Consider the following 13,194-nt stretch of genomic DNA (forward strand, 5'->3'; position numbering starts at 1 on the left):
GCTGTTGTTCGGGCCGACAGGGCTCAGATGTCGAGGAAGCGGACGTCCTTGGCGTTGCGCTGGATGAACGAGCGGCGCGCCTCGACGTCCTCGCCCATCAGCACGGAGAACAGGTCGTCCGCGCGGGCCGCGTCGTCCAGGGAGACCTGGCCCAGGACACGGTGGTCGGTGTCCATGGTCGTGATGCGCAGCTCCTCGGCGTTCATCTCACCGAGACCCTTGAACCGCTGGATCGAGTCCTCGCGGATCCGCTTGCCGTTCTGCTTGCCGAGCTCGATCAGCGCGTCCCGCTCCGGGTCGGAGTAGGCGTACTCGAAGTCGTCCCGGCCCCACTTGATCTTGTACAGCGGCGGGCGGGAGAGGTAGACGTGCCCGGCCTCGACCAGCGGCCGCATGAAGCGGAAGAGGAAGGTGAGCAGCAGGGTGTTGATGTGCTGACCGTCGACGTCGGCGTCCGCCATCAGGATGATCTTGTGATAGCGGAGCTTCTCGATGTCGAAGTCCTCGTGCACGCCCGTGCCGAAGGCCGAGATCAGCGCCTGGACCTCGTTGTTCTGCAGGATCTTGTCGACCCGGGCCTTCTCGACGTTGAGGATCTTTCCTCGGATCGGCAGGATCGCCTGGTACTCCGGGTTACGGCCGGACTTGGCCGAGCCGCCGGCGGAGTCACCCTCGACGATGAAGATCTCGCACTTCTCGGGGTCGTTGGACTGGCAGTCGCTCAGCTTGCCGGGCAGCGACGCGGTCTCCAACAGGCCCTTGCGGCGGGTCAGATCGCGCGCCTTACGGGCCGCCACGCGCGCGGTGGCCGCCTGGATGCCCTTGCGGATGATGTCCGCGGCCTCGTTGGGGTTGCGGTCCAGCCAGTCGTTGAGGTGCTCGTGGACCACCTTCTGGACGAAGGTCTTCACCTCGGTGTTGCCCAGCTTGGTCTTGGTCTGACCCTCGAACTGCGGCTCGGCGAGCTTGACCGAGATGATCGCCGTCAGACCCTCGCGGATGTCCTCACCCGTGAGGTTGTCGTCCTTCTCACGCAGCAGCTTCTTCTCGCGCGCGTAGCGGTTGATCAGGCCGGTCAGCGCGGCGCGGAAGCCCTCCTCGTGGGTACCGCCCTCATGGGTGTGGATGATGTTCGCGAAGCTGTAGACACCCTCGCTGTACTGGGTGTTCCACTGCATCGCGAGGTCGATGGAGAGCATCCGCTCCTTGTCCTCGGCCTCGACCGAGATCACCGTCGGGTGCACCAGCTCGCCCTTGCGCGAGTTGAGGTACGTCACGAAGTCGACGATGCCGCCCTCGTAGTGGTACCGCACCGAGAGCGGCTTGCCGTCCTCGTCCACGTGGTCCGGGCGCTCGTCGGTCAGCGCGATCGTCAGACCCTTGTTGAGGAACGCCATCTCCTGGAAGCGCCGCGACAGCGTCTCGAAGCTGTACGTGGTGGTCTCGAAGATGTCGGGGTCGGCCCAGAACGTCACGGTCGTGCCGGTCTCGTCCGTCGCCTCGTTCTTGGCGAGCGGCGCGGTCGGCACACCGAGCTTGTACTCCTGCGTCCAGCGGTAGCCGTCCGTGCGGACCTCGACCGCCACCCGCTGCGACAGCGCGTTCACGACGGAGACACCCACGCCGTGCAGACCACCGGAGACCGCGTAGCCACCGCCGCCGAACTTACCGCCGGCGTGCAGCACCGTCATCACGACCTCGACGGCCGGCTTGTTCTCCGACGGCACGATGCCGACCGGGATACCTCGGCCGTTGTCGACGACGCGGACGCCGCCGTCGGCCAGGAGCGTCACCGTGATGGTGTCCGCGTGGCCCGCCAGCGCCTCGTCGACGGAGTTGTCGACGACCTCTTGCACGAGGTGGTGCAGACCACGCTCGCCCGTCGAGCCGATGTACATGCCAGGGCGCTTGCGGACCGCGTCCAGGCCTTCGAGGACGGTGATCGCACTGGCGTCATACGACTTCTCCACCGCGGAGTCGCCCATGGCGCCGGCAGGAACCCCCTCTTCAGTAGAAGCCGTGTTGTTCTCGTTGAGGTCGCCGGAGTCGGCCACGAAGCGCCCTTTCTGGCACAGCACGAGCCCTTCCGCGCCTGTGGGATTCACCCCTGGGAAGACAGGCGGGAGCGGCTGCGTCGTTCGACATGTTCCGCGAGTGGGCGGGATTGCCACCAGTGTACCGGTGGCGCCGACACTCATGGGGGTTTGGAGGCACCTGAGTCGTCATGTGCCGCCCTGAACTGGCGTCCGCCGACTCCCCATATCCGAGACGGGGCCTCAGGACGCTCACGCGGGCACTCAGCGCTTCGGACTGTCAACCGGTGGCTACCGTGAGCGGAGTCTCATCCGCCTCACCCGTATACAAGGGTCCTCCGCAGGTCACCCAGGGGGTCCGGGGCTCAGCCGTAGGTGTCGCCGGGGCCCTTGCTGCCCGGTGCGCGCAGCGATCCGTAGCGCCGGGCGGGACCGCCGGGGCCCAGCACCTTGATCACCTTTACGGTGCCGTGCCCCAGGTCCTCGTTGAGGCGGGCCACCAGCGTCGGGGCCAGCAGCCGCAGCTGCGTCGCCCATGCCGTCGAATCGCACTGCACGGTCAGCACCCGGGCGTCCTCGTCGTACTTCTGCGGCTCGCAGTGCTGTGCCACCTCGGGCCCGACCAGCTGCGGCCAGCGCCCCATCACCCCGCCGACCGCCGCCGGGGTCTCCCAGCCGCGCTCCGTGATCAGCCGGTTGATCGCCGCACCGAGCGGCAGCGGATCGCGGCCGTCCGCCCGCGCCCCCGAGCGCAGTCCCCCGCGCCTGGCCTGCTTCTTCTGCTGCGCGGCCGCGCCCCGCGCCCGCGCCTGCTCCTTTGCGGCCACCAGCGCCTGGCGGGCCAGATCCACCCCGGAGAGCTCCGGCGGCCGGGGCCGTTCGGGCTGCTCCTCGCTCACGGGGTCACCTTCTCCACGGCGCCGCCGGACACCGCGAAGCGCGTCCCGGCCAGGACACCCGGCACATCGTCGTCCACCGCGGCCGTCACCAGCACCTGCTCGCCCGGGGCCACCAGCTCCGCCAGCCGCTCGCGGCGCCGCGCGTCCAGCTCGGCGAAGACGTCGTCCAGGACGAGCACCGGCTCATTGCCCTCGGCGCGCAGCAGGTCGTACGAGGCCAGCCGCAGCGCCAGCGCATACGACCAGGACTCGCCGTGGCTGGCGTAGCCCTTCGCCGGGAGCTGCCCCAGCTTGAGCACCAGATCGTCGCGGTGCGGGCCGACCAGCGTCACCCCGCGCTCGATCTCTCCCTTACGGGCCTCGCCGAGCGCCGCCAGCAGCACGCCGTACAGCTCCTCGCGGGTGGTGGCCTCGGCCATCGCCTCGCCCGCCGAACCGCGGTACTCCAGCGCCAGCGGCCCGCCGCCCGGCGCCAGCTGTTCATAGGCCTTGTCCGCGAGCGGCTGCAGCGCGGCGATCAGATCGAGCCGCTGCGCCAGCAGCTCGGCGCCCGCGCGGGCCAGATGCTGGTCCCAGACGTCGAGAGTGGACAGGTCCATCTGCCGGCCGCCGTGCCGCCGCGCCAACGCGGCGGTTTTCAACAGGGTGTTGCGCTGCTTGAGCACCCGGTCGTAGTCCGAGCGCACCCCGGCCATCCGCGGCGACCGCGCGGTGATCAGCTCGTCCAGGAACCGCCGGCGCTCCCCCGGATCGCCCTTGACCAGCGCCAGATCCTCCGGCGCGAACAGCACCGTCCGGACGATCCCCAGCACGTCCCGCGGCCTGACCTGCGAAGACCTGTTGATCCTGGCGCGGTTGGCCTTGCCCGGGTTGAGCTCCAGCTCGATCAGCTGCTGCCGCTCGCCCTGGACGACCGCGGCCCGGACGACCGCCCGCTCGGCGCCCATCCGCACCAGCGGGGCGTCCGAGGAGACCCGGTGGCTGCCGAGCGTGGCGAGATAGCCGACCGCCTCGACCAGATTGGTCTTGCCCTGGCCGTTGGGGCCCACGAAAGCCGTGACGCCCGGATCGAGCGGAACCTCGACCCGGGCGTACGAGCGGAAGTCGGCGAGGGACAGATGCGTGACGTGCATGGCTGGGTGCCGACCTCCCCCGGCTTGCTGCGTGCTGTTGGTGCCTGTTGCTTCTGGTTACTGCGGTGCTGCGGTGTCCGCTACTTCTTGCCCTCGACCGCGTGGCCACCGAACTGGTTGCGCAGCGCGGCGATCATCTTCATCTGCGGGGAGTCGTCCTGACGGGACCCGAACCGCGCGAAGAGCGAAGCCGTGATCGCGGGCAGCGGCACGGCGTTGTCGATGGCGGCCTCGACCGTCCAGCGGCCCTCGCCGGAGTCGGCGGCGAAGCCGCGCAGCTTCTCCAGGTGCTCGTCGTCGTCGAGCGCGTTGACGGCCAGGTCCAGCAGCCAGGAGCGGATGACCGTGCCCTCCTGCCAGGAACGGAAGATCTCCCGCACGTCGGTGACGGAGTCGACCTTCTCCAGCAGCTCCCAGCCCTCGGCGAAGGCCTGCATCATCGCGTACTCGATGCCGTTGTGGACCATCTTCGCGAAGTGGCCGGCGCCGACCTTGCCGGCGTGCACCGCGCCGAACTCGCCCTCGGGCTTGAGCGCGTCGAAGATCGGCTGCACCTTGGCGACATCGTCCTTGTCGCCGCCGTACATCAGCGCATAGCCGTTCTCCAGGCCCCAGACGCCGCCGGAGACACCGCAGTCGACGAAGCCGATGCCCTTGGCCTTCAGCTCCTCGGCGTGCTTCTCGTCGTCGGTCCAGCGGGAGTTGCCACCGTCCACGACGATGTCGCCCGGCGAGAGCAGTTCGGCCAGCTCGTCGATCGTGGACTGGGTGGCGGCACCGGCCGGCACCATGACCCAGACCACCCGCGGACCCTTGAGCTTCTCCACAAGCCCCTGGAGGCTGTTCACATCCGCCAGGTCCGGGTTGCGGTCGTATCCGACGACGGTGTGGCCGGCGCGGCGAATGCGCTCGCGCATATTGCCGCCCATCTTGCCGAGACCGACGAGACCGAGCTCCATCAGAGACCCTCTTTGCACGTAGTCGTTGCTGGTGTACCCGAGACCGAGCCTACGCCCGCAGGTCCGTGCACACCTGTGGGCTCAGCCGCTCATCAGGGGCCTGTCAGCCGGTCGCCACAAGGCCCGTGGCCAGGGCCGCTGTCCGGCACCCGCCGGACAGCCGCACCGGCATACCGCCGTCTGCGTGGCCCTCGCGCTCCGGCCGTCAGCCCGACAGCCGCACCGGCATGATCAGGTACTTGTACGCGTCGTCCGCCTCGGCGTCCTTGGCCGGCCGGCCGCTCAGCAGCGCCGGCTTCGTCGAGGTCGTGAAGGACAGCTGCGCCACGGGGGAGTCGATGGCCGACAGGCCCTCCAGCAGGAAGCCGGGGTTGAAGGCGATCGAGATGTCGTCGCCGTCCAGATCGGCGTCGACCCTCTCCACAGCCTGTGCATCGTCGCTGGAGCCGGCCTCCAGGATCAGCACGCCCTGCTCGAAGCTCAGCCGGACCGGGGTGTTCCGCTCGGCCACCAGCGCCACACGCTTGACGGCCTCGACGAACGGGGCGGTCTCGATCACGGCGACCGAGTTGAACTCGGTCGGGAAGAGCGTGCGGTACTTCGGCAGGTCGCCTTCCAGCAGACGGGTCGTCGTCCGGCGTCCGGCACCCTCGAAACCGATCAGACCCTCGCCCTGGCCGGAGCCGGACAGCGCCAGCGTGACGGTGTCGCCGCTGCTGAGGGACTTGGCGGTGTCCAGCAGCGTCTTGGCGGGGACCAGCGCGACCGCGGAGGCGTCCGGGCTCTCCGGCTTCCACAGGAACTCGCGCACCGCGAAGCGGTAGCGGTCGGTTGAGGCGAGGGTGACCGTGTCGCCCTCGATCTCGATCCGTACGCCGGTGAGCACCGGAAGGGTGTCGTCACGGCCGGCAGCGATGGCGACCTGGGCGGCGGCCGCGGCGAAGACCTCACCGGGGACGGTGCCGGTGGCGGTGGGCATCGTCGGCAGGGACGGGTACTCCTCCACAGGAAGGGTGTGGAGGGTGAATCGCGAGGAGCCGCAGACGACGGTGACCCGTACACCGTCGGTGGAAATCTCCACCGGGCGGTTGGGGAGCGCACGGCAGATGTCGGCGAGCAGCCGGCCGGAGACGAGGACGGTGCCCTCCTCTTCCACCTCAGCGTCCACCGAGACCCGCGCGGAGACCTCGTAGTCGAAGCCGGAGAGGCTCAGCGTGCCGTCCTCCGTCTTCAGCAGCAGGCCCGCGAGGACGGGCACCGGCGGACGGGCCGGGAGGCTCTTGGCCGCCCAGGCCACTGCCTCCGCGAGTACATCGCGCTCCACCCGGATCTTCACCGGAAACCGCCTCCTGCTGTTGCTGGCTCTTCGCCCTGCTGGCCTTCGTCGTCGGCTGGGTTGCCGGAGACCAGTCTGACGCACGCCACCGACAGTCGGTGCGGCTCGGGGTCAAGTCGACTCGACCGGGGCCGGACGCTCGGCGGCCAACTTGTGCACAGGCCCCGTTTCCGAACGAGTTCCCCGGTAGATATCCGTGGTCGTAGTAGTAGGGGCTGTGGAAACCGTGGACAACCGCTTTTGCGCAGGTCAACGCGGATTTTTTGTCCACCGCCCCTGTGGGTGGCGGCCGTGGATAAGCGGGCGGTTCTGTGGACCGCCGGAAGTTCTGCACACCCGATGCACAGGGGACAGGTACTTCTCCCCAGTGCCATCCCCAGCTTTACCCACGTTCCCCACAGCCCAACCGACCACCTTGGTGTGACCGCTTTCACTCGGCCCGGTGAGGGCGGGTGTCGTGTTGCCGAACAGTGGACAGCGGTGTGGAGAAGCCGGTGATTGCTGGGGACAACGGCGGCTTGCCTGTGGGCGGGCGGTGGACAAGATGGCGGGCCTCCTGTGGACGAATCCACTGTCCACACCCTGTGGAAGAAGGTTGGCCACAAATCCACACGCGGCTGACCTCCCCCGATGCCCCGTCAGTACACCGGCCTGTGGATCCCACAGGGATAACTTTCCCCTCCCCAAGGTGTGGACGGAAGATTCTTGCCCAATCTGTGGAGAGAGGCCGTGTCCCGCCCTGGAATCGAACAGAGCGGACGCGTTCCACAGGTTTGGGACGACGGCGGGACGTCTCGGAGCGGGGGTCAGAGGGGCTCGGGACGGGGTCGGGAGAGGCGCTCAACGAGATCGGACGCCCTCGGCAGGTGCGCGCAGGACGCCGCACAGGGAAGCGGAAGGAAGAGGAAGGAAGAAGGGGAAGCGGGGAGGGGCGGTGCGGCCGGGGCGCCCGCCGAACGGCGGTCCCCGTAAGGCGAAGGGCGCTCCGGGAGCGGTTCCCGGAGCGCCCTGGGCGTCCTGTGGGCCGGCCTCAGCCGTTCTTGATGCGGTTGGTGAGCTCGGTGACCTGGTTGTAGATCGAACGTCGCTCGGCCATCAGCGCGCGGATCTTGCGGTCGGCGTGCATCACGGTCGTATGGTCCCGGCCGCCGAACTGCGCACCGATCTTCGGCAGTGAGAGATCGGTCAGCTCGCGGCACAGATACATGGCGATCTGGCGGGCGGTCACCAGCACCCGGCTGCGCGAGGAGCCGCACAGATCGTCGATGGTCAGCCCGAAGTAGTCCGCGGTCGAGGCCATGATCGCGGTCGCGGTGATCTCCGGTGCGGCATCCTCGCCGCCGGGGATCAGATCCTTCAGCACGATCTCGGTCAGCCCCAGGTCCACCGGCTGCCGGTTGAGCGAGGCGAACGCCGTGACCCGGATCAGCGCGCCCTCCAGCTCACGGATGTTGCGCGAGATCCGGGACGCGATGAACTCCAGTACCTCCGGCGGCGCGTTCAGCTGCTCCTGCACCGCCTTCTTGCGCAGGATCGCGATCCGGGTCTCCAGCTCGGGCGGCTGGACGTCGGTGATCAGGCCCCACTCGAAGCGGTTGCGCAGCCGGTCCTCCAGGGTGACCAGCTGCTTGGGCGGCCGGTCACTGGACAGCACGATCTGCTTGTTCGCGTTGTGCAGCGTATTGAAGGTGTGGAAGAACTCCTCCTGCGTCGACTCCTTGCTCGCCAGGAACTGGATGTCGTCGACCAGCAGGATGTCCATGTCGCGGTAGCGCTTGCGGAACGCGTCCGCCTTGCCGTCGCGGATGGAGTTGATGAACTCGTTGGTGAACTCCTCCGAGCTCACATACCGCACCCGGGTGCCCGGATACAGGCTGCGCGCATAGTGCCCGATCGCATGCAGCAGGTGGGTCTTGCCCAGACCGGACTCCCCGTAGATGAACAGCGGGTTGTACGCCTTGGCCGGTGCCTCGGCGACGGCGACCGCTGCGGCGTGCGCAAAGCGGTTCGAGGCACCGATGACGAAGGTGTCGAAGAGGTATTTCGGGTTCAGCCGCGCGGTCGGCTCACCGGGGCCGGTCGCCGGCGCGGGCTGCGCGGCGAGCGGGCTGGGCGCACCGCTGGGCGCGGGAAGCACGGCGCCGGGGCCGGAGCCGGGAGTGCCCGAGCGGCCGTTGTGCCCGCCGGGCTGGTGCTCGGAGAGGTCGCGGCGCGGCTGGTCGTAAGGGGAGCGCGGACCGTCGGAGTGCTGCGGCGGCCCGTTGCGGTCGGGCGCCTGCGCACGGTAGTCGCTCTGCCGCTGCTGATGCTGTGAGACGTGGGACGACGGGGAGGCGTACGGGTCGCGCTCGGGGAAGCCGCCGAGGTGCTGCTGCTGCCAGCCGTAGTCGTCGCGCGGCCCGGGGCCGCCGCCCATCTGCGGCCAGCCGCCGGGCTCGTGCCGGGGTTGCTGGTAGTCCGGATAGGCGGACCGGACACCGGGCAGGTCGTCGCCCTGGTGTCCGTAGCCCTGCCGGCTGTCGTGCCGGGAATCGTGCCGGACTTCGTAGCCGTCGTACGCATCGTGTTGCTGCTGTGACTGATGCGTCTGCTGGTGGTGCGGGGGGTGCTGCTGAGACGACTGGTGCTGAGGCGCAGGCGGCGCGGACTGCGCCGGGGGCTCCTCGGCGGAGTCGTCAACGGTGATCGCGATCCGGATCGGGCGGCCGCACTCATGGCTGAGGGCCTCCCCGATCAGCGGTGCCAGCCGGCCTTCGAGCACACCCTTGGCGAATTCATTGGGGACAGCGAGCAACGCGGTGTCGGCGACCAGCGCCAGCGGCTGGGTGCGCTTGAGCCAGTCCTGGTCCTTGGGCTTGAGGCCGTCGGCCTCCGCGCGAAGGAGATGGTCGAGCACGCGCGGCCACACTGCGGCAAGATCGGCAGGTACATCAGCCACAGGGCACGCTCTCTCACAGTCCCACGAATGTGTGATTCTCAGGACGGGCGGGAAGGAATCGAAGTTCAGCCACGGTAGTCAGGGCGGGCCTGGGGATTCAAGTTGTTGTCCACAGGCTGTGCATAGTGTGTCCTGACAAGGGGCCGGCGGGCGATGCCGAGGAGCCGGTTTGACCGGATGGCGTAGCCGCGCGTACCGTGACCAGGTCGAGTTGTCGATGGCTGCTGCCGCCTGCCTCCGATGGGCAAAGATCACGCTCGAGTGATCGTGTAGCGGTGCACTTAGGCGTTGCGAGCTACTCGTGGGCGCACGGTGACAGCCAGTCGACGCCCCACATCTGTCTCTCCTGAGACAACAAGCATTCCTGGAGCCCCCGAGTGAGCAAGCGCACCTTCCAGCCGAACAACCGCCGTCGCGCGAAGACCCATGGCTTCCGTCTGCGCATGCGGACCCGTGCCGGCCGCGCGATTCTCGCGTCCCGCCGTGGCAAGGGTCGCGCCCGCCTGTCGGCCTGAGCAGCAACCTAGGTCCATGACGTGCTGCCTACCGAGTATCGGCTGAGGCGGCGCGAGGACTTTGCGACCGCGGTACGCCGGGGACGCAGGGCCGGGCGCCCGCTCCTTGTCGTTCATTTTCGTAGCGGTGCAACGGACCCGCACGGGTCGGGGGAAAGCGTTCCCCCGGCACGTGCGGGTTTCGTCGTGAGCAAGGCAGTTGGCATCGCTGTCGTCCGCAACAAGGTCAAGCGCAGGCTGCGTCATCTCATGCGCGACCGGCTGGACCGGCTGCCCACCGGTAGCCTGGTTGTCGTACGGGCCCTGCCCGGTGCGGGTGATGCGGATCACGGTCAGCTGGCCCGCGACCTGGATGCCGCCCTTGAGCGGCTGCTGGGAGGGGTGCCGAGAGGCTGCAATCCCCCGGGGACCGCGACCGACGGCGGCTGCGCCCCGGGCCCCCGGAACCCCGGACGGGACCCGGGAGGGAGCGCACAGTGAAGTACCCGCTGCTGCTTTTGATCAAGATCTACCAGTGGACCATCAGCCCCCTGCTGGGGCCGGTCTGCAAGTACTACCCGTCGTGCTCGCACTATGGCTACACGGCCATCGACCGGCATGGCGCGGTGAAAGGAACTGCGCTGACAGCCTGGCGCATCCTGCGGTGCAATCCGTGGTCGCTCGGTGGCGTCGACCACGTCCCTCCCCGGAAGCGTCCGGTTTGGCATCAGCGGCTGAGGAGCCGCCTGGGCGGGCCCACCGTCCCTGAGCCTGTCGCCCAGCCCGAGACTCAGCCCAACGCCCAAGGAGCCTGATTCGTGGACACGATCCTCAGTCCCCTCTATATCGCTGTTTCCTGGATCATCGTCCAGTTCCACTCGTTCTACAGCCTCATCTTTGACAAGGACAGTGGCGCGGCGTGGGGTCTGTCCATCGTCTCGCTGGTGGTGCTGATCCGTATCTGCCTGATCCCGCTCTTCGTGAAGCAGATCAAGTCGACGCGGAACATGCAGGCGCTCCAGCCGAAGATGAAGGCGATCCAGGAGCGCTACAAGAGCGACAAGCAGCGCCAGTCCGAAGAGATGATGAAGCTCTACAAGGAGACGGGCACCAACCCGCTCTCGAGCTGTCTCCCGATTCTGGCCCAGTCGCCGTTCTTCATCTCGCTGTACCAGGTCCTGAACCACATCGCCCAGAACAAGGTGGTCGGCGTCATCGACCAGCCGCTTCTGGAGAGTGCGCAGAAGGCCCACATCTTCGGTGCGCCGCTGGCGGCGAAGTTCATGGACAGCGCGGAGAAGATCCAGAGCCTGGGTGCTTCCGTGGTCGACGTCCGCGTGGTCACGGTCATCATGATCGTCCTGATGTCGGCGTCGCAGTTCTACACGCAGCGCCAGCTGATGACCAAGAACGTCGACCTCACGGTGAAGACGCCGTTCATGCAGCAGCAGAAGATGCTGATGTACGTCTTCCCCATCATGTTCGCCGTCTTCGGCATCAACTTCCCCGTCGGTGTTCTCGTCTACTGGCTGACCACCAACGTGTGGACCATGGGCCAGCAGATGTTCATCATCCGTCGTAACCCGACCCCGGGCAGCAAGGCCTTCGAGGAGCGCCAGGAGCGGCTGCGGGCCGCGGGCAAGCTCGTCGAGGACCCGGCCGAGATCGCCGCGAAGCAGGCCGTCGAAGAGGCACGCCAGAACCGCCAGCAGCCCAAGCGCCAGACGAAGAGCAAGCGGCAGACCGGCGGCGCCGCGGCCGGCGGTGCGCAGGCCCGTACGCGTGCCGGATCGGCATCGGGTGGCTCGGGCTCCGGTCAGGGTGCTGCGAAGAAGCCGTCGCTGGAGAAGAAGGACGCGCAGGAGGACAAGGGGAAGGGCGGCGCCTCCGGGTCCCGCACCACCAAGTCCGGACAGCGCAAGGGCCAGCCGCGCCCCAAGCACCCGACCAAGAAGTAAGAAGGAGTCCTTTCGTGACGGACACGACCCCTGCCACCAAGGGCACCGACACCCTGACCCGCCTGGAGCAGGAAGGCGAGATCGCGGCCGACTACCTCGAGGGTCTGCTGGACATCGCCGACCTCGACGGTGACATCGACATGGATGTCGAGGCCGACCGCGCCGCGGTGTCGATCATCAGCGACTCGACCAGCCGTGACCTGCAGAAGCTGGTGGGTCGCGAGGGTGAGGTGCTGGAGGCTCTGCAGGAGCTGACCCGGCTGGCCGTTCACCGTGAAACCGGTGACCGCAGCCGTCTGATGCTGGACATCGCCGGCTTCCGGGCGCGTAAGCGTGAGGAGCTCTCGGAGATCGGTGCGAAGGCGGCGGAGGAGGCCAAGGGCACCGGCGAGCCGGTGAAGCTCGACCCGATGACGCCGTTCGAGCGCAAGGTCGTCCACGACGCGGTGGCGGCGGCCGGGCTCCGGAGCGAGTCCGAGGGCGAGGAGCCGCAGCGTCGAGTGGTTGTCCTCCCGGCCTGACCGCTCAGCGCTCCCGTTTTTTTCTTTGGCCCCGTCTGCTCGCAGGCGGGGCCAAAAGTTGTCAGCGTTCTGTGTTATCCCGGGGGCGTAACCCGGGTCCCCGGCAGAAAAAGCAGTCCAGAAGAAGGGCGGTTCCCGTGACGGAGGAAGCAGCAGAGCTCCCTCCTGCGCCGAAGGCGGCGGAGGAGGTATTCGGTGAGCGCTTTCCGGAAGCCGTGCGGTACGGCGAACTGCTCGCCGACGCCGGGGTGAAGCGTGGGCTCATCGGCCCGCGTGAGGTGCCGCGGCTGTGGGAGCGGCATCTGCTGAACTGCGCCGTGCTCTCCGAGGTGGTGCCCGAGGGCGTCTCGGTCTGCGACGTGGGCTCGGGGGCCGGGCTGCCCGGTATCCCGCTGGCCCTGGTGCGCCCGGATCTGAAGATCACGCTGCTGGAGCCGCTGCTGCGGCGTACGAACTTCCTTCAGGAGGTCGTCGAGCTGCTCGGGCTGGACCATGTCACGGTCGTGCGCGGGCGGGCCGAAGAGGTCATGGGCAAGCTCCCCCAGGTACATGTGGTGACGGCGCGTGCCGTCGCCCCCCTCGACCGGCTGGCCGGCTGGGGTGTGCCGCTGCTGCGTCCCTACGGCGAGATGCTGGCGCTCAAGGGCGATGCCGCGGAGGAGGAGCTCAAGGGGGCCCGGGCGGCGCTGAGCAAGCTCGGTGTGGTGGAGACCTCGGTGGTGCACGTGGGCGAGGGCATTGTGGATCCGCCGTCGACCGTGGTGCGGGTCGAGGTGGGCGAGAGCCCCGGCGGTGTGCGCTTTGCGGCCAAGCGGGCGAAGGCGGCGCGCGTGAGTCGTGCGTCGAGGGGGCGCCGTCGCTGATGCCCGATGCCGGCGCGATGGAGGCCGGCGTTGAGGTGAGGGCATTCCGTTCCGCGAAGA

General features: G+C 68.4%; 11 protein-coding genes and 1 pseudogene. 6 read left to right on the forward strand and 6 right to left on the reverse strand.

The window, feature by feature from the left end; all coding sequences use genetic code 11:
- Window positions 1-23: 23 nt before the first annotated feature.
- The 6 genes from gyrB to dnaA all read right to left on the reverse strand — a co-directional run bounded on the left by gyrB (window position 24) and on the right by dnaA (window position 9,298).
- Window positions 24-2,054, reverse strand: a complete 2,031-nt coding sequence (gene gyrB, locus NUT86_RS20985) for a DNA topoisomerase (ATP-hydrolyzing) subunit B (RefSeq protein WP_371874854.1) — start codon at window positions 2,052-2,054, stop codon at window positions 24-26.
- 344 nt (window positions 2,055-2,398) lie between these two features.
- Window positions 2,399-2,932, reverse strand: coding sequence for a DUF721 domain-containing protein (locus NUT86_RS20990; protein WP_018092089.1), 534 nt, complete (start codon window positions 2,930-2,932; stop codon window positions 2,399-2,401).
- Entirely contained in the window at window positions 2,929-4,065 is a 1,137-nt protein-coding gene (recF, locus tag NUT86_RS20995; protein ID WP_018092090.1) for a DNA replication/repair protein RecF, read from the reverse strand. Before recF ends, NUT86_RS20990 begins: the two co-directional genes overlap by 4 nt.
- Window positions 4,066-4,145: 80 nt before the next feature.
- Window positions 4,146-5,024, reverse strand: coding sequence for a phosphogluconate dehydrogenase (NAD(+)-dependent, decarboxylating) (gnd, locus tag NUT86_RS21000; RefSeq protein WP_018092091.1), 879 nt, complete (start codon window positions 5,022-5,024; stop codon window positions 4,146-4,148).
- Window positions 5,025-5,229: 205 nt separating this feature from the next.
- The gene (gene dnaN / locus NUT86_RS21005) at window positions 5,230-6,360 is read right to left on the reverse strand and encodes a DNA polymerase III subunit beta (protein WP_018092092.1); all 1,131 of its coding nucleotides are present in this window, start codon (window positions 6,358-6,360) and stop codon (window positions 5,230-5,232) included.
- Between the two features lie 1,030 nt (window positions 6,361-7,390).
- Window positions 7,391-9,298: a chromosomal replication initiator protein DnaA gene (gene dnaA, locus NUT86_RS21010; protein ID WP_274737026.1), complete on the reverse strand. Its 1,908-nt coding sequence runs from the start codon at window positions 9,296-9,298 to the stop codon at window positions 7,391-7,393.
- Window positions 9,299-9,675: 377 nt separating this feature from the next.
- On the opposite strand from dnaA, the gene rpmH reads away from it, so the two are divergent.
- The 6 genes and pseudogenes from rpmH (at window position 9,676) to rsmG (ending at window position 13,134) form a co-directional block, all read left to right on the forward strand.
- Entirely contained in the window at window positions 9,676-9,813 is a 138-nt protein-coding gene (rpmH, locus tag NUT86_RS21015; RefSeq protein ID WP_003949374.1) for a 50S ribosomal protein L34, read from the forward strand.
- A gap of 21 nt (window positions 9,814-9,834) precedes the next feature.
- Window positions 9,835-10,203: pseudogene (rnpA, locus tag NUT86_RS21020) on the forward strand (ribonuclease P protein component); the annotation flags it as partial.
- Window positions 10,204-10,289: 86 nt separating this feature from the next.
- Window positions 10,290-10,607, forward strand: a complete 318-nt coding sequence (gene yidD, locus NUT86_RS21025; RefSeq protein WP_006604423.1) for a membrane protein insertion efficiency factor YidD — start codon at window positions 10,290-10,292, stop codon at window positions 10,605-10,607.
- Between the two features lie 3 nt (window positions 10,608-10,610).
- Window positions 10,611-11,750 (forward strand): membrane protein insertase YidC, encoded by a 1,140-nt coding sequence (yidC, locus tag NUT86_RS21030; RefSeq protein WP_018092095.1) that lies wholly within the window; start codon window positions 10,611-10,613, stop codon window positions 11,748-11,750.
- 14 nt (window positions 11,751-11,764) lie between these two features.
- Window positions 11,765-12,271 (forward strand): Jag family protein, encoded by a 507-nt coding sequence (locus NUT86_RS21035; RefSeq protein ID WP_018092096.1) that lies wholly within the window; start codon window positions 11,765-11,767, stop codon window positions 12,269-12,271.
- A gap of 137 nt (window positions 12,272-12,408) precedes the next feature.
- The gene (rsmG, locus tag NUT86_RS21040; RefSeq protein ID WP_026170062.1) at window positions 12,409-13,134 is read left to right on the forward strand and encodes a 16S rRNA (guanine(527)-N(7))-methyltransferase RsmG; all 726 of its coding nucleotides are present in this window, start codon (window positions 12,409-12,411) and stop codon (window positions 13,132-13,134) included.
- The last annotated feature ends 60 nt before the right edge of the window (window positions 13,135-13,194 follow it).

Origin of the sequence: Streptomyces sp. G7(2002), from assembly GCF_028870195.1 — a bacterium.
In the GTDB taxonomy this organism is placed as follows: Bacteria; Actinomycetota; Actinomycetes; order Streptomycetales; family Streptomycetaceae; genus Streptomyces; species Streptomyces nigrescens.